At 66.1% G+C, this 22,507-nt stretch carries 21 protein-coding genes; 8 read left to right on the top strand and 13 right to left on the bottom strand.

Annotated elements, in window-relative coordinates; all coding sequences use genetic code 11:
* Positions 1-24: 24 nt before the first annotated feature.
* Together AC1DSD_RS19705 and AC1DSD_RS19700 are read right to left on the bottom strand one after the other, a co-directional pair.
* Positions 25-1,329, bottom strand: coding sequence for an MFS transporter (locus tag AC1DSD_RS19705; RefSeq protein ID WP_478032461.1), 1,305 nt, complete (start codon positions 1,327-1,329; stop codon positions 25-27).
* On the bottom strand, positions 1,326-1,649 hold the full coding sequence (locus AC1DSD_RS19700) for an antibiotic biosynthesis monooxygenase family protein (protein WP_478032459.1): 324 nt from the start codon (positions 1,647-1,649) through the stop codon (positions 1,326-1,328). The genes AC1DSD_RS19705 and AC1DSD_RS19700 overlap by 4 nt, the downstream gene beginning before the upstream one ends.
* A gap of 132 nt (positions 1,650-1,781) precedes the next feature.
* Between AC1DSD_RS19700 and AC1DSD_RS19695 the strand changes: the two genes are divergently transcribed.
* A complete protein-coding gene (locus AC1DSD_RS19695; protein ID WP_478032458.1) occupies positions 1,782-2,396 on the top strand; it encodes a class I SAM-dependent methyltransferase in 615 nt (204 codons plus the stop codon).
* Between the two features lie 24 nt (positions 2,397-2,420).
* Here AC1DSD_RS19695 and AC1DSD_RS19690 read toward each other — a convergent pair whose 3' ends face one another.
* Positions 2,421-3,584: a phospholipase D-like domain-containing protein gene (locus AC1DSD_RS19690; RefSeq protein WP_478032456.1), complete on the bottom strand. Its 1,164-nt coding sequence runs from the start codon at positions 3,582-3,584 to the stop codon at positions 2,421-2,423.
* Positions 3,585-3,740: 156 nt separating this feature from the next.
* On the opposite strand from AC1DSD_RS19690, the gene rpoZ reads away from it, so the two are divergent.
* A complete protein-coding gene (gene rpoZ, locus AC1DSD_RS19685; protein WP_066584135.1) occupies positions 3,741-4,085 on the top strand; it encodes a DNA-directed RNA polymerase subunit omega in 345 nt (114 codons plus the stop codon).
* Positions 4,086-4,219: 134 nt separating this feature from the next.
* Here rpoZ and AC1DSD_RS19680 read toward each other — a convergent pair whose 3' ends face one another.
* Positions 4,220-5,380 carry an aminotransferase gene (locus AC1DSD_RS19680; RefSeq protein ID WP_478032455.1) on the bottom strand — a complete coding sequence of 387 codons (1,161 nt, stop codon included), beginning with the start codon at positions 5,378-5,380 and terminating at the stop codon, positions 4,220-4,222.
* 115 nt (positions 5,381-5,495) lie between these two features.
* Here AC1DSD_RS19680 and AC1DSD_RS19675 point away from each other — a divergent pair, with 115 nt between their 5' ends.
* From AC1DSD_RS19675 to AC1DSD_RS19655, 5 genes are all read left to right on the top strand, one after another.
* Positions 5,496-6,569, top strand: coding sequence for a type III polyketide synthase (locus AC1DSD_RS19675; RefSeq protein WP_478032454.1), 1,074 nt, complete (start codon positions 5,496-5,498; stop codon positions 6,567-6,569).
* Entirely contained in the window at positions 6,566-7,255 is a 690-nt protein-coding gene (locus tag AC1DSD_RS19670) for a methyltransferase domain-containing protein (RefSeq protein ID WP_478032452.1), read from the top strand. Before AC1DSD_RS19675 ends, AC1DSD_RS19670 begins: the two co-directional genes overlap by 4 nt.
* Complete coding sequence (locus AC1DSD_RS19665; protein ID WP_478032450.1) at positions 7,234-8,340, top strand: NAD(P)/FAD-dependent oxidoreductase; 1,107 nt, start codon at positions 7,234-7,236, stop codon at positions 8,338-8,340. Before AC1DSD_RS19670 ends, AC1DSD_RS19665 begins: the two co-directional genes overlap by 22 nt.
* A 25-nt stretch (positions 8,341-8,365) precedes the next feature.
* Complete coding sequence (gene msrB, locus AC1DSD_RS19660; RefSeq protein ID WP_478032449.1) at positions 8,366-8,764, top strand: peptide-methionine (R)-S-oxide reductase MsrB; 399 nt, start codon at positions 8,366-8,368, stop codon at positions 8,762-8,764.
* Positions 8,765-8,835: 71 nt separating this feature from the next.
* Complete coding sequence (locus AC1DSD_RS19655; RefSeq protein ID WP_478032447.1) at positions 8,836-10,983, top strand: transglycosylase domain-containing protein; 2,148 nt, start codon at positions 8,836-8,838, stop codon at positions 10,981-10,983.
* Here the strand turns inward: AC1DSD_RS19655 and AC1DSD_RS19650 are convergent.
* Genes AC1DSD_RS19650 through AC1DSD_RS19640 form a run of 3 tightly spaced genes read right to left on the bottom strand, consistent with a single transcriptional unit; the run spans position 10,959 to position 12,654 of the window.
* The gene (locus tag AC1DSD_RS19650; protein ID WP_478032548.1) at positions 10,959-11,588 is read right to left on the bottom strand and encodes a M48 family metallopeptidase; all 630 of its coding nucleotides are present in this window, start codon (positions 11,586-11,588) and stop codon (positions 10,959-10,961) included. The two genes, AC1DSD_RS19655 and AC1DSD_RS19650, sit on opposite strands and share 25 nt — an antisense overlap.
* A 41-nt stretch (positions 11,589-11,629) precedes the next feature.
* Positions 11,630-12,067: a YcgN family cysteine cluster protein gene (locus AC1DSD_RS19645; RefSeq protein ID WP_066819991.1), complete on the bottom strand. Its 438-nt coding sequence runs from the start codon at positions 12,065-12,067 to the stop codon at positions 11,630-11,632.
* Positions 12,064-12,654, bottom strand: a complete 591-nt coding sequence (locus AC1DSD_RS19640) for an SCO family protein (protein ID WP_478032445.1) — start codon at positions 12,652-12,654, stop codon at positions 12,064-12,066. The genes AC1DSD_RS19645 and AC1DSD_RS19640 overlap by 4 nt, the downstream gene beginning before the upstream one ends.
* Positions 12,655-12,727: 73 nt before the next feature.
* On the opposite strand from AC1DSD_RS19640, the gene AC1DSD_RS19635 reads away from it, so the two are divergent.
* Positions 12,728-13,339, top strand: coding sequence for an ankyrin repeat domain-containing protein (locus tag AC1DSD_RS19635; RefSeq protein ID WP_478032444.1), 612 nt, complete (start codon positions 12,728-12,730; stop codon positions 13,337-13,339).
* A 168-nt stretch (positions 13,340-13,507) separates the two neighbouring features.
* On the opposite strand, the gene AC1DSD_RS19630 is transcribed toward AC1DSD_RS19635, so the two are convergent.
* The 6 genes from AC1DSD_RS19630 to nadB form a co-directional block, all read right to left on the bottom strand.
* Complete coding sequence (locus AC1DSD_RS19630) at positions 13,508-15,076, bottom strand: lipopolysaccharide biosynthesis protein (protein WP_478032443.1); 1,569 nt, start codon at positions 15,074-15,076, stop codon at positions 13,508-13,510.
* Positions 15,066-15,932 carry a hypothetical protein gene (locus AC1DSD_RS19625; RefSeq protein WP_478032442.1) on the bottom strand — a complete coding sequence of 289 codons (867 nt, stop codon included), beginning with the start codon at positions 15,930-15,932 and terminating at the stop codon, positions 15,066-15,068. The genes AC1DSD_RS19630 and AC1DSD_RS19625 overlap by 11 nt, the downstream gene beginning before the upstream one ends.
* Positions 15,929-18,712 carry a DNA polymerase I gene (gene polA, locus AC1DSD_RS19620; RefSeq protein ID WP_478032441.1) on the bottom strand — a complete coding sequence of 928 codons (2,784 nt, stop codon included), beginning with the start codon at positions 18,710-18,712 and terminating at the stop codon, positions 15,929-15,931. The genes AC1DSD_RS19625 and polA overlap by 4 nt, the downstream gene beginning before the upstream one ends.
* A gap of 204 nt (positions 18,713-18,916) precedes the next feature.
* Complete coding sequence (locus tag AC1DSD_RS19615; RefSeq protein WP_478032440.1) at positions 18,917-19,609, bottom strand: 2OG-Fe(II) oxygenase; 693 nt, start codon at positions 19,607-19,609, stop codon at positions 18,917-18,919.
* A 56-nt stretch (positions 19,610-19,665) separates the two neighbouring features.
* Positions 19,666-20,760, bottom strand: a complete 1,095-nt coding sequence (bla, locus tag AC1DSD_RS19610) for a class A beta-lactamase (RefSeq protein ID WP_478032438.1) — start codon at positions 20,758-20,760, stop codon at positions 19,666-19,668.
* Positions 20,761-20,913: 153 nt separating this feature from the next.
* Positions 20,914-22,500, bottom strand: coding sequence for an L-aspartate oxidase (gene nadB, locus AC1DSD_RS19605; protein WP_478032437.1), 1,587 nt, complete (start codon positions 22,498-22,500; stop codon positions 20,914-20,916).
* Positions 22,501-22,507 lie beyond the last annotated feature (7 nt).

Below are 22,507 nucleotides of genomic sequence, written 5' to 3'. Positions count from 1 at the left end.
GTACCCACTTTTCCGTGCGATGCTCTAGGCGGTCCGGACAGACGGCTTCAGCGCCATCCAGCAATATCCCAGCAGCGCCAAACACGCCGCGCCGGCGGTCAGATAGGGCAGCGAGTGCCAGAACTCGTACAACCCCACCCCGATCGACGGTCCGAGCACGAAACTGGCGCCGTTGATCGAGGTGACCTTGCCAGCGACCGAGCCCTGCGCCGCCGATCCGACCGCGAGCGACGATCCGGCGGTGAAGGCGGGGCGGGTGAAGCCGAAGCCGATGCTCGCCAGGGCATAAGCGGTCGCCAGGCCGTAGAGCGACGTGGCGAGGCCGGTCAGCGCGCACCCCGCCGCCGCGATCGCGAGCCCGATCAGCATCATCAGGCGCGGCGTCAGGTTGAATAGCGGGATCAATCCCCATTGCACGAGCAACGCCGCACCGGCGCCCATGATCAGCACGAGTCCGGTCGGCTGCAGCGCCTCGGCCGGAGGCAAATGAAGACGGTCGATTACCAGAAAGCCGATCGCCTGCCCCGTCATCGCCTGGGCATGGCCGAACACCAGCCCGGCGATCATCCAGGCACGGACGCGCGGATCGAGGAAGCCGACTTCCTCGACATGCTGTCCGGTCGCGGCGGTGATGCTCGCACCCGAGGACTGGCCGCCGATCGAGGGATAGGCATTGGCGGCGCCATGCGCGGCGGGATCGTCCATCGCCGCTTCGTTGCGATCGTTGGGCAGCATGCGCAGCACGGCGAGAAACATCCCCGCTCCGAACAAGGCGAACAGGAACGCCGGACCGGACAGGCCGATCTCCACCCCACCGACACTGCCGAGCAGCAGATACGGCGCGATCGCCGGCCCCAGGATGGTGCCGAGCCCGAACGCCGACCCGAGCAAGGTCAGAGCCTTGGTCCGCTCCTCGCGCGTGGTGCGTCCGGCGACGATCGCCTGCACCGCTGGCGGCGCCGCCGCACCGAATGTGCCGTAGATCAGCCGGCCGACGATGAAGAGCATGAACGCCGCGGTGCCGCCGATCCAGCCATTGATCCCTGCCGCCAGGAAGAGTCCGCACAAGGTCAGCGAGATGGTGAACCCGCCGACCCCCAGCAGGATCATCGACCGCCGCCCGCGCCGGTCCGATCGGCTCGCCCAGAACGGTGCGGCGATTACCCATAACAAGGCCGAGACGGAGAAAGCGGCGGCGACCGCATTGTCGCGGACATGAAGCGAGCGCCCGATCGCGGGCAGGACCGATTGCAAGGCGGTGTTCCCCGCCGCGATCGTCAGCATCACGGTGAACAACAAGGCGAAGTCCCGGTCGAACCTCGCCGTCATTCCTTCTCCCAATCGTAGCTGCGCCCGACTTCGGCGACGTGGAGCGAATACCATCGGTACCAGCGCCCGCGTCCGGCGTCGCGAATCTCGCTGTGCCGCGCGTGCTGGCGCCAGGCGATTGCTGCCGCCTCGTCCGCCCAATAGCTGACCGTGATGCCGATCCCGTCGGTGCCGCGTGCGCTGTCGATGCCGCGATAACCGGGCTGCGCGGCGGCCAGCGCGTCGGCCTCGGCCGCCGCGGCGGCATAGCCTTCGGGATCCTCGCCGGTGACCTCGGACACGAAGATCACCGCGATTGTTCCGGGGGCGAACGTCGTCATCAGGCTGCCGATGGACCCGCGCGCGAGGCGACGCAACCCGTCGCCGACACCTAAAGGCTTGATCAGGCGTTACAGCTTTGCGACAGGGGTTTCCGGTCGCGTACGATTTGGCGCACAGCTACAAGGAATCTCATGTCCCAGCCCCGCTTCGCTCTCGACAATGCGGAGACGCGCGCGCGCAAGCTCCCCTCTCCCTGGGCAATGTTCCTCAGCGGGTTCTTCAAACGGCCCGTGATGGTCGGCTCGATCATCGCCTCGTCCAAGGCGCAGATCAACGCGATGCTCAAGGTGCCCGACTGGCCCAAGGTCAAATTGTTCGTCGAATATGGCCCCGGCGTCGGTACGTTCAGCCAGGCGATTCTCGACCGCCTGCCGGCTGACGGCACCTATATCGCGATCGATACCAATCCGGATTTCATCGACTATCTCCGGATCAAGTTCACCGATTCGCGCTTCATCCCGGTGCATGGTTCGGCCGCCGACGTCGAAAAGATCATCGCCGAACATGGTTTCGAACAAGCCGATTACGTGCTGTCGGGCCTGCCCTTCTCGACCTTGCCCAAGGGTGTCGCCCCCGCCATCGCCGCCGCGACGCACCGCGTGCTCAAGACCGGCGGCGCCTTCCTGGTCTATCAATTCCGTCCCAAGGTCCGCGACTTCCTCGAACCGCATTGGGACCGGATCGACTATTCGATCGAATGGTGGAACATCCCGCCCTCGCACAATTTCTTCGCCTGGAAGGACTGACGGGAAAGGGCGAAATTATATCGCCTATTTCCGCAATCGCCGCTCGGGTCCGAAATTGAGGCTCCGCGTGACGTTGTAGTCGAGCACGGTCATGACGAAGAACGCCGCCGCCTGCTTGATCCGCGTCCACCAGCCGGTGCGCGACTGGTAAAGCTCGGGCGTGATCCGCTCCGAGTCGGCGATCTCGCCATCGATATAGGCCCGGACATGAGCGGCGAACGCCTTGTCCTCGACGCGCAGCATCAGCTCGAGGTTCAGGAACAGGCTGCGAATATCGTAATTGGCCGAGCCGATATAGACAGTGTCGTCGATCACGAAGAGCTTGGTGTGGAGCTTGGTCGGCTGATATTCGTAGATCTCGACGCCTTTCCTGAGCAGCCCCGCATAAGTGAAGCGCGACGCCCAGATCGCGGCGCCATGATCGTTCTTCGACGCCAGCACGACGCGCGCGACGCCGCGCATGCCGATCCGGTCGAGCCGGCGCAGCATTCCCGGGCTCGGCGCGAAATAGGCGCTGATCAGGTCGACCCGCATCGCGCGCTCGAGATCGGCGCGCATCGCCTTGGCCCAGGGCGAAGGCTTGCGCGTCGGGCCGCCGAACAGCCAGCGCGTCCCGCCATCGGGTTCGCTCCATTTCGCCAGCAACGTGCGCAGCGTTCGGAGCGGCGCCTGATCGTGCTTCGCCCAGCGATCGAGCGCATCGAAATAGCCTGTCAAATGCGCAGCCGAGGGGCCCTCGATATAGAAGCCGAGATCGCGCCACGCCTGCTCTTCGTTGGTGCCGAAATAGCTGTCCTGGATGTTGAAGCCGCCGATGATCACCCGGCTCTCATCGGCGAGCGCGAGCTTCTGGTGGTTGCGTAACAGATAGCGCCGCCCGAGCCGCGGCACGAAGCGGCAGACGTCGATCCCGGCATGTTTGAGCGGATCGAAGAAGCGGTGATTCTCGGCATGCTCGCTGCCCAGGCCATCGACGATCAGCTTGACCGCGACCCCGCGCGCCGCCGCCTCGATCAGTGCCTGGCGCACCCTCGCCCCGGCATCGTCGTCGACATAGATATAATAGAGGATCCGCAGCGATCGCTCGGCCCCGTCGATCAGGTCGAGCAATGCCGTCAGCCGCTCGGGCCCCTCGGTGATGAGTCGGAGCGTGTCGCCGTCGATCGTGAAGCTGGGTTCGCCGGCCATCGCGCCTCTATTGGAGCGCGACGCCGCGCGGGGCAAGCGCGCGGCTCGGTTCTCGACGGCAACAAGCGGAAAACCCGATTTTCTTGACTCTTCACGCGCCATTGCCCTAAGCGCCAGGGCTTCCCATCTTGGTGTTTTGCTGAAGGAAAGCGTTTCATGGCGCGCGTCACTGTCGAAGATTGCGTCGACAAGGTTTCGAACCGTTTCGATCTGGTGCTGTTCGCGGCCCAGCGCGCCCGCCAGATTTCGGGCGGCGCCGACCTCACCATCGATCGCGACCGCGATAAAAACCCGGTCGTGGCCTTGCGCGAAATCGCCGAGGAAACGGTGCGCCCCGATCATCTGCAGGACGCGGTGATCAGCGGCATGCAGAAGGTCCAGGTCGACGACGACGACACGCCGGACGAAATCGGCTCGCTGTCGCAGTCGGCCGAGGCGCTCCGCCTCACCGCCGCCGCGCCGCCGCGCAACCAGAATCTGGGTGGGGATTATGATGGCTGAGGCCAGGGATTAGCGTCAGCTAATCCCTGAACAAGCCGAAGCCTCGGCCGACGGGCCGCACGGCCCGTCCGACGTCGCGGCTTTGCTGCGACGGCCTGGTAAAGATAAGAGGCCTGCGGAGCGATCCGCGGGCCTTATTCTTGCCCAAGCGTCTCCGGGAGCCCCGCCATCCGCTCGATCGCGGCGTCGAGCGTCGCGTCACTCTTGGCGAAGCACAGCCGAACCACATTGGTCACCGGGTCTTCGGCATAAAAGGCCGAGACCGGGATCGCGGCGACGCCCGCTTCGTCGAGCAGGCGATTGCAGAAGGTGACGTCGTCGAGCGCGATGCCCGAGGCGGTCAGGTCGATCGAGATGAAATAGGTCGCCGCCGACGGCAAGGTGACATAGCCCGCCTCGCGCAATCCCGCCGCGAGCCGATCGCGCGAGCGCTGGAAGCCGGCGCGCTCCTTGTCGAACCAGGCCTTGTCCTTGCCGAGCCCATAAGCCGCGGCCCATTGCAGGTTAGGCGGCGTGGTGAAGGTCAAGAACTGGTGCGCCTTGGCCAGACCGCGCGCGAGGGCCGGCGCGGCGCACATCCAGCCGACCTTCCACCCGGTCAGCGCGAACATCTTGCCCGCAGAGCCGATCTTGACCGTGCGCTCGCGCATGCCGGGTTGGCCGATCAGCGGGACGTGGCGGGCGCCGTCGAACACCAATTCTTCCCACACCTCATCGCAGATCGCGATCAGGTCGCGCTCGATACAGAAGCGCGCGATCACCGTCAGCTCCTCGGCGCCGATCATCGACGCGGAAGGATTGAGCGGGCTGTTGAGCACCAGCAGCCGGGCCTTGGGCGACCACGCGGCTTCCAGCATCTCGGCGGTCACGCGCCAATCGGGCGGACTCAGCCGGACCAACTTCGCCACGCCCCCGGCGCGCTCGACCAGCGGGAGATAGGCGTCGTAGAGCGGCTGAAACAGGATCACTTCGTCACCCGGCGAGACCAGGGCGAGCAACGATGCCGCGATCGCCTCGGTCGCGCCTGAGGTGACCACCACCTCGTCGGGCGACAGATCGAGCCCCTGATGCTCGGCATAATGCGCGGCGACTGCCTGGCGCAGTTCGGGCACGCCGATCATCGGCGGATATTGGTTCGATTTCTCGACCAGCGCTTTCGCCGCTGCGTCGATGATATCGGCCGGCCCCTGCGCTTCGGGGAACCCCTGGCCCAGGTTGATCGCCCCGGTCGCCCGCGCGCGCGCCGACATCGCTTCGAAGATCGTCGTGCCCATGGCGGCGTAGATCGGATTCATGCGAGCCTGATAGCGGCGCGGCGCAGGCGGAGCAAAACTCCACGGCATCTGTTAATGTGGCGTACAGGTTACGAGGCACTAACCCGGTGTCCCTTGCCCCGAAAGGTCGCCAATCGTGCCCGGCAACGTCTATCTCAACGCAATCGGTACCGCGGTGCCTGACCATGAAGCGCATAGCGCGTTCATCGGTTGGGCTCAGCCCAAGATCGCCGACCCGCGCCTGGCCAAATTGTTCGGCCGGATGGTCGCGCGGTCGGGGATCGAGCATCGCTGGACCGTGCTGCCGCGCGCCGACGATGGTGGATCGCCGATCGGCCCCGGCGGCTTCTACGAAGGCGGCTTCATGCCCGGCACCGATGCCCGGATGCGGGTCTATGCCGAGGCCGCGCCGACGCTGAGCCTCGAAGCGATCGATCGGCTCGCCGAGCAAGTCGAGATCGACCGCATCACGCATCTGGTGGTCGCGAGCTGCACCGGCTTCGTCGCGCCGGGCGTCGATCAGGTGGTCGCGCGCCGGCTCGGTCTGGCGCCGTCGGTCGAGCGGCTGCTGGTCGGGTTCATGGGCTGCTACGCCGCTGTCGCCGCGTTGCGCAGCGCGCGGCACATCGTGCGGTCCGAACCGGGCGCGCGCGTGCTGGTGGTATGCGTCGAACTCTGCTCGCTCCACCTCCAGGATACCGGCGAGATCGAAAAGCTGCTGGCGATGCTTCAGTTCGGCGACGGCGCGGGCGCCGCGCTGGTGACGAGCGATGCCGCCGGCTTCGAACTCGAGGCGCCGTTCGCCACTACACTCCCCGATTCGGATCGACTGATCCGCTGGGACATCACCGACAAGGGATTCGAGATGCATTTGTCGGGCGAGGTCCCGCAACGCATCGCGCAAGGACTCGCCGATCCCGACTTCGCCGCCGCCGCTTTGGGCGGACGCGATGTCGAGGCGATCGACGGCTGGGCAGTGCATGCCGGCGGTCGCTCGATCCTCGACGCGGTCGAGACCGCCTATCATCTGCCGCAAGGTGCCTTATGGGCGTCGCGCGAGACGCTGCACGATTACGGCAACATGTCGTCGGCGACGCTGATGTTCGCGCTGGGCAAGATGCTCAAGGGGCCGCGCATCGGCCAGGGCATCGCGCTGGCGTTCGGGCCGGGGCTGGCGGCCGAAGGGTTCGGGTTCCGGAGCGCGGCGTGAGCCTGACGCAGCGCGCCATCGCCGATGAGCTGATGGACGCCGATGATCTCGACGCGGCGACCTATGCCGCGGTGGTGGGCGACCTCGCCAAGGTCAATGTCGTGACGATGGCGGCGCGACCGACCTTATCGTTCATCGAGCGCGTGCTGAACGGCCGCACGGCGTTCAAACTACTCGATGTCGGGTTCGGCGACGGCGACATGCTGCGCACGATCGCGCGCTGGGCAACGAAGCGCGGGATCGCGGCCGAGCTGGTCGGCGTCGACCTCAATCCGCGCAGCGAAGCGGCGGCGCGGCAGCATAGCGCGCCCGACACGAGGATCCGCTGGATCACCGGCGATTATGCCGACCTCGCCGGCCAGGGCTGGGACATGGTGATCTCCAGCCTGGTCGCGCATCACATGACGCACGACCAGCTGGTCGCTTTTCTGCGCTTCATGCAGGCCAAGGCGCGGATGGGATGGCTGGTCAACGACCTCCACCGCCACGGTTTCGCGCATTGGGGATTCCCGATCCTCGCCCGCACCTTCGGCTGGCACCGCATCGTCCGGCTCGACGGCACCTTGTCGATCGCGCGATCCTATCGTCCCGCGGAATGGCCGCCGATCCTGGCCGAGGCCGGCATTGCCGACGCGCGCGTCTATCGCGCTTTCCCCTTTCGCCTGTGCGTCGAACGCCTGCGCTGATCGTCGGCGGCGGGCCGGCAGGCGCGGTGGCGGCGTTGCTGCTGGCGCGGGCCGGCGCGCCGCATCTGCTGGTCGAGCGCGGCGCCGAGACCGGCGACGCCTTGTGCGGCGGCTTCCTGAGCTGGCGGACGCTCGAGGCACTCGATCGGCTCGGCATCCGCCGCGAGGCGCTCAATCGCGACGAGATCCGCCGACTGCGGCTGTTTGCCGGCGCGCGTCAGGCCGAAGCATGGTTGCCGCGCCCGGCGCTGGCGGTGTCGCGCCGGCGGCTCGATACCTTACTGCTCGATCATGCGATCACCGCCGGTGCGGTGGTCGAGCGCGGCGTCGCGGTACGTGCGCTCGAAGGAGATTACCTGCGTCTGGCCGACGACAGCGAAATCGCCGCCGACGCCTTGTTCCTCGCCACGGGCAAGCACGATTTGCGCGGGCTGGCACGTGGTGCCGAGCGCGGCCAGGACCCGACTTTGGGCCTGCGCGTCCGGCTGGGGCCGAGCGGCGCGCTCGACCGGATGGTTGGCGATACGATCGAGCTGCATCTGTTCGATCGCGGCTATGCCGGGATCGCACGGCAGGAGGACGGCACGGTCAATCTGTGCATGGCGGTGCACCGGTCGCGGCTGAGCGCGGCGGGATCGCCCGATCAACTGCTCACCGCGCTGGCGATCGAATCGCCGCGGCTGGGCGAGCGCCTGGCCCATCGCGCCAGCGCTGCGTCGATCGATGCGGTCGCCAACGTCCCTTATGGCTGGCGCGCAGTGAACGGTACGGCCGGGCTGTTCCGGCTCGGCGATCAGGCGGCGTGCATTCCCAGCCTGGCGGGCGAAGGCATGGGAATCGCGATCGAAAGCGGTGCGCTGGCGGCGTCCGAGTATCTGCGCCATGGCCCGGCCGGCGCGATCGCCTATCAACAGCGGCTCGCCCGCGACCTGACGACGCCATTCGCCATCGCCAACCGCATCCGCGCCGCCGCCGAGCGGCCCGCCTGGGCGAACGCGCTGACCGCGGCGGTCCGGCTGGCGCCGCAGATCGCCGGAATCGCCGCCCGGCTAACCCGGATCAACCACAAGCCGCTTGACGCATGATCGCAGCGTAACGATCTTCCAGTCCATGGAACATCTCTCGCTCTCCGAAACCGAATGGCGCAAGCGCCTGACCCCCGAGCAATATCATGTGCTGCGCGAGGCGGGGACCGAACGCGCCTTTGCCGGCATCTATAACGACAACAAGGCGGATGGCATCTATGACTGCGCGGCGTGCGGGCTCGATCTGTTCGACAGCACCGACAAATATGATTCGGGGTCGGGCTGGCCGAGCTTCACCCAGCCGATCGCCGAGGATCACGTCACCAACCATAGCGACGTCAGCCATGGCATGACGCGCACCGAAACGCGCTGCGCACGGTGCGACAGCCATCTCGGTCATGTCTTCCCCGACGGGCCGCCGCCGACGGGCCTGCGCTATTGCATGAACTCGATCAGCCTCGATTTCCGCCCGCGTGCGGATTGATTGGCGCGGCGAACCGCGTGAACCGGCGCTTGTCGACACTCGGTTAACCCTCTAAGCCCTCGCCCATAACGATGGCCAAGGCGTCCAAAATTGTCCCCCGCTGGCGCCGCTGGCTCGTGCTGGGCCTGCGCCTTACCGGCGTCGCCGCCTTGCTCGGGATCATTGCGCTCGTCGTCACCGTCTATGTGACCGAATCGCAGCTGCCGAGTTTCGACGAGCTGAAATCCTCGCCCAACGGCCAGATGATCCGGGTGCTGGCCGATGACGGCACCCCGATCGTCAGCCTGGGGCCGAGCTATGGCGAATGGCTGCCCTACGCCCAGATCCCGCAAGTGATGAAGGATGCGATGGTCGCGGTCGAGGATCGCCGCTTCCGCAACCATCCGGGCGTCGATCCGATCGGCGTGGCTCGTTCGTTCCAGGTGCGCGTCCAACAGGGGCATTGGACCCAGGGCGGGTCGACGATCACCCAGCAGCTGGCGCGCAACATCTTCCTGTCGTCGACCAAGAAGTTCGGCCGCAAGGCGCGCGAGATGGTGCTGGCACTGGCGCTGGAGCGCAAATTCTCCAAGGACCAGGTGCTCGAACTCTATCTCAACAAGGTCTATTTCGGCGGCGGCGCGTACGGCATCGACGCCGCCAGCCGCAAATTCTTCGGCCATGGCGCCGGCCAATTGACCCTGGGCGAAGCGGCGATCATCGCCGGATTGGTCAAGGCGCCGTCGCATTATTCGCCCACCGCCGATGCCCAGGCCGCGGTCGACCGCGCCGGCGTGGTGATCGGCCTGATGAAGGAAACCGGCAAGATCTCGGCCGCCGAAGCCGCCGCGGTCGATCCCAAGACGGTCAAGCTCGCGCCCGAGCCCAATCAGAACAGTGTGCGCTATTTCACCGACTGGGCGCTGCCCCAGCTCGAAAATCTGATCGACGAGCCGACGCGCCCGCTCGAAGTGTGGACGACGATCGACATCCGCATGCAGAAAGCGGCCGATGCCGCGATCGCCGGCTACGCCCCCGGCAACGCGCAAGGCGCGCTGATCAGCCTCGATCGCGATGGCGCGGTGCGCGCGATGGTCGGCGGCAAGGATTATGTCACGTCGAACTATAATCGCGGCGTGACCGCGCTGCGCCAGCCGGGATCGTCGTTCAAATTGTTCGTCTATCTGGCGGCGCTGGAGGCGGGGCATCGGCCGAGCGACCGCGTGGTCGATGAGCCGGTGACGATCAACGGCTGGAGCCCGCGCAATTCGTCGGGCCGCAATGCCGGCGAAATGGATATCCGCACGGCGTTTGCGTATTCGGTCAACACCGTGGCGGCCAAGATCGGCCAGGAAGTCGGCTTTTCGACCGTCGCCGACATGGCGCGCCGCTTCGGCATCTCGACCCCGATCTCGACCGTGCCGTCGATGGTGCTGGGATCGAACGACGTCCGCCTGATCGACATGACCCGCGCCTTTGCCAGCGTCGGCAACAAGGGCGTGGCGGTGACCCCCTACGGGATCACCAAGGTCACCTCGATGGGCGAGACGATCTACAACCACGAAGTCGACCGCAGCCACGTGCTGGTCGCGCCCTATGTCGCCGCCGAGATGACCGACCTGTTGCAGACCGCGGTCGCCACCGGCACCGGCAAGGCGGCGCAGATCGGGCGTCCGGTCGCTGGCAAGACCGGGACGACGAGCTCGAACAAGGACGGCTGGTTCCTGGGCTTTTCCTCGGGCCTGACGACCGGCGTGTGGATGGGCCGCGACGACGCCAAGTCTATTCCTGGCCTTCAGGGCGGCACCTTGCCCGCGCGCGCCTTTGCGGCGTTCATGAAGGTCGCCACCGCCGGCCGCCCGGTCGAAGCGTTCGACACCCAGGTGACCTTGCCCGAATGGCAGCTCGACAACGAAAGCGACTTCGGTCAGCCCGACAACGGCTTGTTCGTCGACCCCGACGGCAATCCCATTCCACCCGACCAGATCGCTCCCGATGCGCCAATCGGCGGGGGTGACGTGGGCGAGCCGCCGCAGAGTGAAAATGACCCGCCGCAGACTGCGCCCGACGCCGCCGACGATGGTGCGCAACGGCCCGACGATCGGCTCGACCGCAAATGGATCGATCGCATGACCGGCGGCTCGGGCACCGATCCGAACCGGCCCAAACGTGTCGTTCCGAACGGATCGGCCCCGGCCGATCGCCCGCGTGAGGTTCAGCCGCCCCGCCCGACCCAGTGAAGCGTCGCGCCGTGGCGCCGTAACCAGGCGCGCGCCGGTGCGGGATCTGCCTCAAGCAATTGCCGGTAGGCGGCGTGGAACGCCGGCGAATGGTCCATATGCAGCCGATGCGCGACTTCGTGCGCGACGGTCGAGCGGCGGACATAGGGCGGCGCGCAGATCAGCCGCCAGCTATAGCGGATCGCGCCGGTCGAGGCGCAGCTGCCCCAGCGGCCTTTCGGGTCGGCGACGGTAACGCGGCTGACGGTGACGCCAGCCTTGGCCGCGAATTCGGCGGTTTCTTCGGTCAGGACGGCGAGCGCGCGACGCTTGAGCCAGGCCTCGATCCTACGTGACAGGCCTTCAATCGGCCCGCCGCAAACCAGCCGTCCGTCGATCAGCGCGACGGTACGCGACCGGTCAGGAGACCAGTCGACGGTCACCTCAACACCCTCGATCGGGATCTCCGCCCCCTGCAAGAACGGCCGCCCCTCGGGCAGTTTCGCCCGTTGCGCGTCGATCCAGCCGCGATGGTCATTGGCCCAGGCCATTGCCTGTTTGAGCGAGGCGCGCGGGGGAATGGTCAGCCGCACGCGCCCGCTCGTCGGATCGACCGACAACCGCATCCGCCGGGCGCGGGCATGGCGGACGACGTCGAGATCGCCGGTCACAGCTTGCGATCGACCAGATGGAATTCGAGCTCGCCGGCATCGTCCTCGCTGACCGTCCAGCCGCGGGTCGATTCGCCGGCACGATGCACCGCCTCGCGATCGCCGCTGACGAGATAATGCCAGTCCGGCAGCTTCTCGCCATTGGCGCGCAGGCGATAGGCACAGGTCGAGGGCAGCCAGTCGGTGGTATAGACGTTCTTGACCGTCAGCCGCACGCAATCGGGTACATAGGCGCGGCGATTGCGGTAATCCTTGCACTGGCCGGCGCGGCGATCGAGCATCCGGCACGCGACATTGGTCGGATGGAGTTCGCCGGTCTCCTCATCCTCGAGCTTGTGGATGCAGCATTTGCCGCAGCCGTCGCACAACGCCTCCCATTGGCCGCGATCGAGCTCGGCCAATGTCTTGGTTTCCCAGAATCTGTCGGTCGTCACGGGTTGGTCTTCACCCAGCGCTTGATTTCATCGGCGGTCGCCTGCGCGCCCTGCTCGGTCGGCAGCAAGGCGAGCGGCTTGCCGCTGCTGTCCATCAGATAGGCGGCGTTGGAATGTTCGACCAGATAGCCGCCATTGGGCGTGGTCTTTCCCTTGGACGAGAACACGCCATATTCGGTCTTGATCGTGTCGATCGCCGCCGCGCTCCCGGTCATGCCGACGAAGCGCGGATAGAAAGCGCTGACGAATTGCTTGACCACCGCCGGCGTGTCGCGATCGGGATCGACCGTCACGAACACCGGCACCACCCTGGCCGACAGCGCGGCATCTTTCTTGTCGAGCAGCCGCATCGCCGCGCCGATCGTCTGCGCCGTGGTCGGGCAGACATCGGGGCAATAAGTGTATCCGAAATACATGATGCGATATTTGCCCGCGAACGCCTTCTCGGTGATCGCCCGGCCGTCCTGATCGATCAGCTGGAACGGGCCGCCGATCTTGGCGCCCGCCAGCGGGGGGTCGGCTGGGGCGGCGTTCGAGCAGGCGGCGAGCGCCAACAGCAGCGAAATCGGAAGCAAACGCAGGTTCATCGCAGCGCCAGCCTTGATCTTTTACGGGCGGCTACGCAAGTTGATCCCGACTTTTCGCGCAGGGCATTACATCATGATCGCACGTCTCTCCCGCATCGCGCTTGCCGGCGCGCTGGCCGTCACCGCCCTTCCCGCCGCGGCGCAGCTCGCCAGCGGCTCGCCCGGCTATCAATTCCTCGACGCGGTCAAGAACGACAAGGGCAACGACGTCGAATCGATCCTGGCCAAGCCGGGGTCGCGGATCATCGACACCCAGGACCCGTCGAGCGGCGAAGGCGCGCTGCACATCGTCGTGCGTCGCGACGATTCGCGGTACGTCTCCTATCTGCTGGCCAAGGGCGCCAATCCCAATATCAAGAACCGACAGGGCGATACCCCGCTCCTGCTCGCGGTCGATCGCGGTTATGGTGACCTGATCCCTCTCCTGCTCAAGGGCAAGGCCAACCCCAATCTGGCCGGCGACGGCGGCCAGACCCCATTGATCAAGGCAGTGTTGCGCCGCGACGAACAGATGGTGCGCGACCTGATCGAGGGCGGCGCCGATCCCGACAAGCGCGATTACATGGCGGGTAAATCGGCGCGCGATTACGCCAATGGCGATGCGCGCAGCCCCGGCATGATCAAGCTGTTCGCCGATTTGCCGGCAGCCCCCAAGCGCGGCGTGTCCGGCCCGACGCTCCGTTGAATCGAAACCGCGCCCAAAATCGTTTTGCGATCAGCTTTAACCGTCATGCCGGACTTGTTCCGGCATCCAACGTGCGACACCGGCTGGATTCCGTGGTGGAGAGTTGGACCCCGGCACAAGGCCGGGGTGACGATTCAGTTTGGCGGCATTTAACTCTAAAATCGCTGCTCAGGTAACCGATGCCGAGGCACCCGCCCCGGGCAGTTTCTTGAACAACGCCCGATCCTCGGGGCGGAATGCCCATTTCCACAGCACGAACAGATAGGTCACCAGGATCGCGGGCTCGCCGAGCGAGAGCTCGACCCATTCGTAGCTTTTGGGCAGCGAGGTGAACGCCGTCCCGACCAGGATGGTGACGGCCGCGGTCCCGAGCAGCGACCAGCGCCATCCCGCCACGCGCGCCTTCAACAGCCGGGCGAGGAAGTTGGACTTGATCACCGACCCGACGCTCAGCGCGATGAGCAAGGCGATCGCGACGCTCACCCCCTGGACCGAATCGCGCGTGCCGAATTCCGCTAGCACGGAATGGTCCCAGTCGATCGAGCGCATCACCGCGACCAGCGTGAAGCTCAGCACGATCTGAAGCACCAGCACGCCGATCGAGATCATCAGGTTGCGATGCCGCGCGATATAGACGAGCGCCGATTCGCACACCGCGCCGGTCGAAGCGAACACTTCCGCCCATAACAGGAAGGCAAGCGCGGCGGTGCCGGCGACGAATTGCTTGCCGACCAGCCCCATCACCGCCTCGCCCGGGATCGACCCCATCAGCGCCAGGCATGCCTGCAACGCCATGATCCAGAAACCGACCTGGCGCACCTGGTCGGCGATCGCCGCCTTGTCGTCGCGCGCCAGGCTGGTGGCGATGACCGGCCCGAGGATCGGGTCGAAGCTGGTCTTGAGCTTTTGCGGCAGCGAGGCGACCTGTTGCGCCATATAATAGATGCCGACGATCGCCGGTGGAAACAGCAGCCCCAGGATGAAACGGTCGACATTGCGCGTCGCCCATTCGATCGCGTCGGCGCCCGCCAGCGGCGCGTTACGCCGCGCCAGCGTCGCCACCCGCGCCACTTGCGGCGTCCAGCCATGCGGCAGGCCGTAGCTGCGGATCAGCGGGATCAACGACGCGATCATCGCCGCCACCATCGACAGCATATAGGCGAGCACCAGCCCGTCGCGCGCATTGACGAAGTAGAAGCCTAGTGCGGCGATCGAGATCGTCCACGGCTCGACCACCGCGCGCGCGGTGACGCTCGCCTTGATATTGTGACGATAGGCCAAAGCCGAGAGCGCGACGTCGGACCAGGCGCTGGCGACGATGATGCACGGCAATAGCCGCTCGATCAGGGTGATCTCGCCATGCGGGTACATCACGCGCGGCAAGGCGATCAGCACCGCGCCGGCAATGGTCGAGGCGAGCATCGCCACCGCCATCCCGTCCCACACGACATGCGGATGCGGGCGCTCGGTGGTGGCCAGCGCCTGGGCCAGCCCACGCTTCAACCCGAGCGTCGCGATCAACGCGGCGAGTTCGACCACCACCAGTGCGAGCGCGAACCGCCCGACCGCATCGGGTCCGTAGAGCCGTCCGGCGACGAACAGGAACGGCAAGCGTGCGACCAGCCGCAGCGCGAACCCGCCGATATTGGTCCGCCCGCCCTTGGCCAGCACGGCCAGGTCGTCGGCCGGGCCGGTAGGGGGCACGACCGGCGCGGCGGCGCGAGCGTCAGTCGACATAGGTGACCCCGGCCAGCCTGATCGATTCGATATCTGGCCGATCCCGATATTGTTTGACCACGGCCATCTCGACATGGACGTGGTCGGCGCCGCGCGTCTCATTGGGATCACGCCGGAAATAGAATGTGATATGCCGAGTGGTGGCGGATTGCTTGTCGGTGCCGACGCTGAGCCCTTCGATACGTCGCCAGTCCAGCCGCATCAGCGCACTGACCGGGTTGCGGCACATCGGATCGGCATCCAGAAAAACGTCACGCGTGCATTCCGGTACGTGCTTCCAAGTTTTGCCCTCCGCTTGCGCAACACGCAGGGCACGCACCGCGAAATCGATATCCGACGCTGTTCCATACCAGAGCTGAAAGAAACGCGCGCCGCGTTCGTTCTTGCGATCGAGCACGGGCCCTGCCGCTTCGCATTCTTTGTCGAACCTCGCGGTATCGGCGGCGTCGGGTTGCCCGCCTGGCACCTCACCGACAATGCGAAACCGCAGCCCGACGTCGCGTTTTTCGGGCTCGTCCGGTGAAACAGGCCCGGCGAATCCATCCGCCTCGGATACGGGTATGGGATAGGAAATCGATACGGTCGACGCTTGGCAAATACCCATGAATCCGGAAAACCTCGGCCTGCTTGCCAAGGTCACGCTGCGGCGCGCGTAACGGGAACCGTCGGTCCGGTCGAAGACCGTCGACTCGACGAACGCATCGGCAGAGGTGACCGAGAGATATTTGGCAAGCGCCGCCGGCGCCAGCGCCCGCATCTGCTCTAGCGTGAGAGTCCCGGCAGCAGGCGCGTTCGTGGAAGGAATGATCACCGCAGTTGCCAGGAAGAGGCCGACACGCGTCGCGGACAATTTCAATGCGCGGCGCCCCAACTGGTACCGGTGCCGATCTCGATCGCTAGCGGGACGCTGAGCGGCACGGCCGGCTCCGCCGCCGTCGCCATGACGCGTTCGATCACCGGCTTGGCCGCCTCGACCTCGCTCTCGGGCACTTCGAACACGAGTTCGTCATGGACCTGGAGCAGCATCTTCGTGCCGGTCAGGCCGGCATCGGCCAAAGCCGGCCCCATCCGCGCCATCGCGCGCTTGATGATGTCGGCGCTGGTGCCCTGGATCGGCGCGTTGATCGCGGCGCGCTCCGCCCCCTGGCGGACGTGCTGGATCGGCGCGCGGATCTGCGGGAACCAGGTTTTCCGGCCGAACAGGGTCTGGGTATAGCCCTTTTGCCGCACGCCCTCGAGCGTCTCGTTGATATAGGAGGAGATGCCGGGGAAGCGGTCGAAATAGCGCGAGATCATCGCCTGCGCTTCCTCCGCGTCGATCTCCAGCCGGGCGGCGAGGCCCCAGCGCGAAATGCCGTAGAGGATGGCGAAATTGATCGTCTTGGCGCGGCCGCGCGTATCGCGATTGACCTCGCCGAACAGCTCCTTGGCGGTCGCGGCGTGAATGTCCTCGCCGCGCAGGAAGGCATCGCGGAGCGGCGGCACGTCGGCCATGTGCGCCGCCAGCCTGAGCTCGATCTGCGAATAGTCGGCCGCCAGAATGACGTTGCCCGGTTCCGCAACGAAGGCGTCGCGGATCTGCCGGCCGATCTCGGTGCGGATCGGGATGTTCTGGAGGTTGGGGTCGGTCGAGGACAGCCGCCCGGTCTGCGCGCCGGTCAGCGAATAGCTGGTGTGCACGCGCCCGGTGTCGCGATCGATCTGCTGCTGCAGCGCGTCGGTATAGGTCGATTTGAGCTTCGACAGCTGGCGCCAGTCGAGCACCAGCCCGGCGATCGCCACGCCCTCGGCCTTCATCTTCTCGAGCACAGTGACGTCGGTCGAATAGGCGCCGGACTTGCCTTTCTTGCCGCCCTTCAATCCCATCTTGTCGAACAGGATCGCGCCGAGCTGCTGGGTCGATCCGATCTGGAACGGCTGCCCGGCCTCGGCCTGGATCTCTTCCTCCAGCCGCGCCATTTCCTGCGCGAAGCGGCTCGACAGGCGCGAGAGCTGGTCGCGATCGACCTTGATCCCGGCGCGCTCCATCGCGGCGACGACCGGGATGATCGGGCGATCGACCATTTCGTACACGCGCGTCGCGCCTTCATACGCCAGTCGCGGCTTGAACCGCGTCCATAGCCGCCAGGTCACATCGGCATCCTCGCCGCCATAGCGCGTCGCCTGGTCGAGCGGCACCTGGGCGAAGCTGATCGCTTTCTTGCCGCTGCCGGTCACGTCCTTGAAGCTGATGCAGCTATGTTCGAGCACGGCATGCGCCACCTCGTCCATGCCGTGGCCGCTGAGCGACTGGCCGGCATCGAGGTCGAAGCTCATCACCATCGTATCGTCGATCGGCGAGACCGGCAGGCCGTGGCGGATCAGCACGTTGATGTCGTATTTGATATTGTGCCCGATCTTGAGCACGCCGGGCGCGGTGAACAGCGGCTTGAGGCGGCTCACCACCTCGGCCAGCGGCAGCTGCGGCGGGACTTCGCCGAACATGTCGTCGCTGCTCTTGTGTCCGATCGGGATGTAGCAGGCGCGTCCCGGCGCGGTGGCGAGGCAGATGCCGACCAGATTGGCCGCCATGCTGTCGAGCGAATCGGTTTCGGTGTCGATCGCGATCGTGCCGCTGGCATGGCTTTCGGCGATCCACGCCTCGAGCCGGTCGATACTCGTCACGGTTTCATAAGCGTCGCAATTGACCGGCGGCAGCTCGATGAAATCGGGCGTGACCGGCCCGGCCGTCGCGACCGCCGCGGCGACCGGATCGGGCTGCTCGCGGCCCGGCGCGTGCGCCGCCATCCGCGACAGCAAGGTCTTGAATCCCTGATCCTCGAGGAACGCGCGCAACGGCTCGGGCGGGATGCCCTCGAGCTTGAGCTCGTCCAGCGTGTGCGGCACCGCGGTATTGGTGTGCAGCGCGACCAGCTTGCGCGACAGCCGGGCCATTTCCTCATGCTCGATCAGGTTGTCGCGCATCTTGCTGGGCTTCATGCCCGGTGCGGCGGCCAGCACCGCGTCGAGATTGTCGAATTCGACGATCAGCTTGGCCGCGGTCTTGGCGCCGATGCCAGGCACGCCGGGGACGTTGTCGACCGCATCGCCCATCAGCGCCAGCACGTCGCCCAATTGGTCTGGGCGCACGCCGAACTTGGTCTCGACATATTCCGGGCCGCGGCGTTCGTTCTTCATCGTGTCGAGCATGTCGACGCCCGGCTGGATGAGCTGCATCAGGTCCTTGTCGGAACTGACGATGGTCACGTCCCACCCGGCCTCGACCGCGCGGCAGGTGTAGGTGGCGATGATGTCGTCGGCCTCGAACCCCTCTTCCTCGATGCACGGCAAGGAGAAGGCGCGGGTCGCTTCGCGGATCAGCGGGAATTGCGGGATCAGATCTTCGGGCGGCGGTGGGCGCTGCGCCTTGTATTTGTCGTAGAGATCGTTGCGGAAGGTGTGCGAGCCCTTGTCGAGCACGACCGCCAGATGCGTCGGCCCTTCCGCCTTGTCGAGCGCATCGGCGAGCTTCCACAGCATCGCGGTATAGCCATAGACCGCGCCCGCCGGCGTGCCATGGCGGTTCGTCAGCGGAGGAAGCTGGTGATAGGCGCGGAAGATATAGCCCGAGCCGTCGACGAGATAGAGATGAGGCATCGTCGGAGGAGATAGCGTGGCGCACGCGTAGGAACAAATGGTTAGGTTGGCGGAGGGCATTCGCTAACCGGGGTGTGGCGGACAAGCCATCCTTGTCTCCGCCGTCACCCCGGGCTTGTGCCGGGGTCCACCGGGAGGCGAACGCGAGGCAAGCGGTTCCAGCCCCGAGATCGAGGCACTATGGACCCCGGCACAAGGCTGCAACTAAGCCGCGTCGTGGAAGATGATCCCCAGCGTATGCCGCCGTCCCGACCGCAACGTGCTGACGCCATGACGCATCGCCACGCGATAGTCGCCCCGCGTGCCCGCGACCGGCCGATGGTTGACCGCGAACACCACCGCATCGCCCTGGCCGAGCGGCACCACCTCGACTCGCGACTGCATACGCGGCCGCTGTTCGGTCAGAACGAAGTCGCCGCCGGCGAAATCGTCGCCCGGCCGCGACAGCAGGATCGCGACCTGGAGCGGGAAGACGTGCTCGCCATACAGATCCTGATGCAGGCAATTATAGTCGCCGGGCCCATAGCGCAGCAGCAATGGCGTCGGCCGCGTCTGACCCGCTTCGTGGCACCGTGCGAGGAAATCCGTATGGTCGGCGGGAAAGCGCGTCGGCAGGCCGAGCCGTTCGTGCCAGCGATTGGCGATCGGCGCGAGGCGCGGATAGAGCGCCGAGCGCAGCCCGGCGACCGGATCGGGCAGCGGATAGCGATAGTAACGATATTCGCCGCGCCCGAAGCCATGGCGCGCCATTACCACATGGCTGCGGAACTGCGCCGGCTGGTCATAGCCGGCGGCAATCCGCACGCAGCTGTCGGTGTCGAGCAGGCCAGGCAGGATCGCCCAGCCGCGCGCGTCAAGCTCGCCGGCGAGCGTCGTCCAATCGTGATCGTTGTTCATGGAACAGCCCATAGGGCGCGGCCTTGCCGGACCGCGCCCCGGGGATTGCGGTCAAATCACCAATGGTGGTTGGTCACCACGCCCAGCACGACCGCCTGCATCAATTGCTGGCGCTCGGGGATGGTCTTGGGCGTGTCGCCAATCATCACGGCGATGGCATAGGCCTTGCCATTGGGCGCGATCAGGAAACCGACATCGTTATAGCCCGCGGTCCGTCCGCTGAAGTCCTGACCGGTCCCGGTCTTGTGCCCGAAGGTCCAGCCTTCCGGAACCGCGCCGCGCAGGCGCGCGCGCCCGGTGCGCGACGATTCCATCGTCGCCATCAGATATTGGGTCGAATTCGGCGAGAGCAAGTCGCCCTTCTTGAGACGGGCGAGCGCGGTGACGATCGCGCGCGGTGCGGCGCCGTCGGGCGGATCGGCGACATAGCGTTCGAACGCGTCCATCCGGGTCGAGGCGGGGATTTTCGCGCGCGCCGCTTCGAACGAGCGGCCGGTCGAATATTGCGGCTTCCATTCGAGCCCGGCGGTGAAGCTCTGCAACAGGCGCTCGCCGGGACCGAAGCGGATATCGGCGATCCCCTTCTTGGTCAGGAAGGCGCGCACCGCGGTCGGCCCGCCGGCCAGCCGCAACAGACAATCATTGGCGGTATTGTCGCTCTGCGTCAGCGCGCGCTGCAGCAACTCACCGACGGTGGTCTTGTAGCCGTCGTCCTTGACCAATGCCGCGATCGGCTGGTGGAACAACGTGAGGTCGTCCTTGCGCACCGTATAAGGGTCATCGAGCGTCAATTTGCCCTGATCGCGCAGGTCGAGCACGGTCATCGCCACCCATAGCTTCGACACGCTCTGCTGCGGCAATTTCAGGTCGCCGTTCGACGTGACCGTCCAGCCATCGTCGATGCTCATCACCGCGATGCCGACCTTGCCGCCGAAATCGCGAGTCAGCGAGGGCACCAACGCGGTCAGCGCCGCGGGCGCCAGCACTGCCGGCCTGGCCGTCGGGATCGGCTGCACCACTTCGCGCGGCGGCGCATACGCCACCGGCGGCGCGAAGCTGCGCGAGACCCTGCCGGACTGACTGTCGGAGACGCAGCCCGCAATCGCGAGGCCGACGATCACACCAAACGCTATCTTACCAATACGCTGCACAGAAAGACCCATGACCCCCGCCCGTGTTTTTCTCGACGATGAGAGTATCGCAGGAAAACGGTTGCGGAATCCCTGATATAGGGTCTCCGCGATGAACCGCACCTGAAAAGCGGCGGAGCGAGCAACCAACCCGCTGAGAATCCGTGGATTCCCTTAAGGGACCAATACGGTGTCGACCGCCACCGGCAAAGTTTCGGGATAATCGAGCGTGTAATGGAGCCCGCGTGATTCGTGGCGATGGAGCGCCGAGCGCACGATCAGGTCCGATGTCTGGAGCAGATTTCTGAGCTCGATCAGGTCCGGCGTCACCCGGAAATGGCCGTAATAATCCTCGATCTCGCCGGTCAGCATCTTGATCCGGTGCGCAGCACGTTCGAGCCTTTTGGTGGTGCGGACGATACCGACATAATTCCACATGAAGCGGCGGATCTCGGTCCAGTTCTGCTTGATCACCACCTCTTCGTCCGAATCGGTCACGCGGCTTTCGTCCCATGGCCGGATCGCGGGCGGTGGCGGCAGATCGTCCCAATGCGTGTTGATGTGCCGGGCACAGGCCTCACCGAACACGAAACATTCGAGCAGCGAGTTGGACGCCAGGCGATTGGCGCCGTGCAGCCCCGATTCGGTGCACTCGCCCGCAGCATAGAGGTGCGGCAAGTCGGTGCGGCCATCGAGATCGATCACGATCCCGCCGCAGGTATAATGCTGCGCCGGCACGACCGGGATCGGCTCCTTGGTCATGTCGATGCCGAGGCCCTTGAGCTTCTCATAGATCGTCGGAAAGTGATGGGTGACGAACTCGGCGCCCATGTGGCTGATGTCGAGATGGACGTAATCGAGCCCGAGCCGCTTGATTTCATGGTCGATCGCGCGCGCCACGATATCGCGCGGCGCGAGTTCGGCGCGCGGATCGAAATCGGGCATGAAGCGATAGCCGGTGTCGGGGATCTTGAGCTGTCCGCCCTCGCCGCGCACCGCCTCGGTGATCAGGAAATTCTTGACGTCGAGATTGTAGAGGCAGGTCGGGTGGAACTGCATCATCTCCATGTTCGAGATGCGGCAGCCAGCGCGCCACGCCATCGCGATGCCGTCGCCGGTCGCGCCGCGCGGCGCGGTCGAGAACAGATAGGTTCGCCCCGCCCCGCCGGTCGCCAGGATCGTCGCGTTGGCGGTGAACAATTCGACGCGGCCGGTGGCGCGGTTGACCGCATAGACGCCCCAGATATTGCCCGCGCCCGAATAGCGCTGCTCATGCTTCGAGGTGGCGAGGTCGACCACCACCATGTCGGGAACCAGCGTGATATTGTCGTGCGCCTGGGCTGCGTGGAGCAGCGCCTCTTGAACGGCCCAGCCGGTGGCGTCGTTGACATGGACGATGCGGCGATGGCTGTGCCCGCCTTCGCGCGTCAGATGGAGGTCGCCGCCTTCCTTGTTGAACGGCACGCCGAGTTCGATCAGCCGCTCGATCGCGCGCGGCGCGTTCTCGACGACGAATTCGACGGTCTTGCGGTCGTTGAGCCCCGCGCCGGCGATCATCGTATCCTCGATATGGCTGTCGAACGTGTCGCCCGGCTCGAGCACCGCGGCGATCCCGCCCTGCGCCCAGGCAGTCGACCCCTCGGCCAGCCCGCCCTTGGCAAGCACGGTGACGCGAAAACGATCGGCGAGGTTGAGCGCGGCGGTGAGCCCGGCGGCGCCGGAGCCGATGATCAGGACGTCGGATAGATGCGGGTCGGTCACGTGGGTC

Source organism: Sphingomonas sp. P4_D12, assembly GCF_056401895.1.
Note: the sequence above shows the minus strand (reverse complement) of the source record. Positions and strands in the feature narration are given on the sequence as shown.

What these genes read in the sequence shown, in the direction of transcription:
- AC1DSD_RS19705 (WP_478032461.1), bottom strand. Translation starts at nt 1,329, where the DNA reads ATGACGGCGAGGTTCGACCGGGACTTCGCCTTGTTGTTCACCGTGATG.
- msrB (WP_478032449.1), top strand. Translation starts at nt 8,366, where the DNA reads ATGGAACATCTCTCGCTCTCCGAAACCGAATGGCGCAAGCGCCTGACC.
- AC1DSD_RS19690 (WP_478032456.1), bottom strand. Translation starts at nt 3,584, where the DNA reads ATGGCCGGCGAACCCAGCTTCACGATCGACGGCGACACGCTCCGACTC.
- AC1DSD_RS19680 (WP_478032455.1), bottom strand. Translation starts at nt 5,380, where the DNA reads ATGAATCCGATCTACGCCGCCATGGGCACGACGATCTTCGAAGCGATG.
- AC1DSD_RS19615 (WP_478032440.1), bottom strand. Translation starts at nt 19,609, where the DNA reads ATGAACAACGATCACGATTGGACGACGCTCGCCGGCGAGCTTGACGCG.
- rpoZ (WP_066584135.1), top strand. Translation starts at nt 3,741, where the DNA reads ATGGCGCGCGTCACTGTCGAAGATTGCGTCGACAAGGTTTCGAACCGT.
- polA (WP_478032441.1), bottom strand. Translation starts at nt 18,712, where the DNA reads ATGCCTCATCTCTATCTCGTCGACGGCTCGGGCTATATCTTCCGCGCC.
- AC1DSD_RS19640 (WP_478032445.1), bottom strand. Translation starts at nt 12,654, where the DNA reads ATGAACCTGCGTTTGCTTCCGATTTCGCTGCTGTTGGCGCTCGCCGCC.
- AC1DSD_RS19655 (WP_478032447.1), top strand. Translation starts at nt 8,836, where the DNA reads ATGGCCAAGGCGTCCAAAATTGTCCCCCGCTGGCGCCGCTGGCTCGTG.
- AC1DSD_RS19650 (WP_478032548.1), bottom strand. Translation starts at nt 11,588, where the DNA reads ATGCGGTTGTCGGTCGATCCGACGAGCGGGCGCGTGCGGCTGACCATT.
- AC1DSD_RS19630 (WP_478032443.1), bottom strand. Translation starts at nt 15,076, where the DNA reads ATGTCGACTGACGCTCGCGCCGCCGCGCCGGTCGTGCCCCCTACCGGC.
- AC1DSD_RS19700 (WP_478032459.1), bottom strand. Translation starts at nt 1,649, where the DNA reads ATGACGACGTTCGCCCCCGGAACAATCGCGGTGATCTTCGTGTCCGAG.
- AC1DSD_RS19695 (WP_478032458.1), top strand. Translation starts at nt 1,782, where the DNA reads ATGTCCCAGCCCCGCTTCGCTCTCGACAATGCGGAGACGCGCGCGCGC.
- AC1DSD_RS19635 (WP_478032444.1), top strand. Translation starts at nt 12,728, where the DNA reads ATGATCGCACGTCTCTCCCGCATCGCGCTTGCCGGCGCGCTGGCCGTC.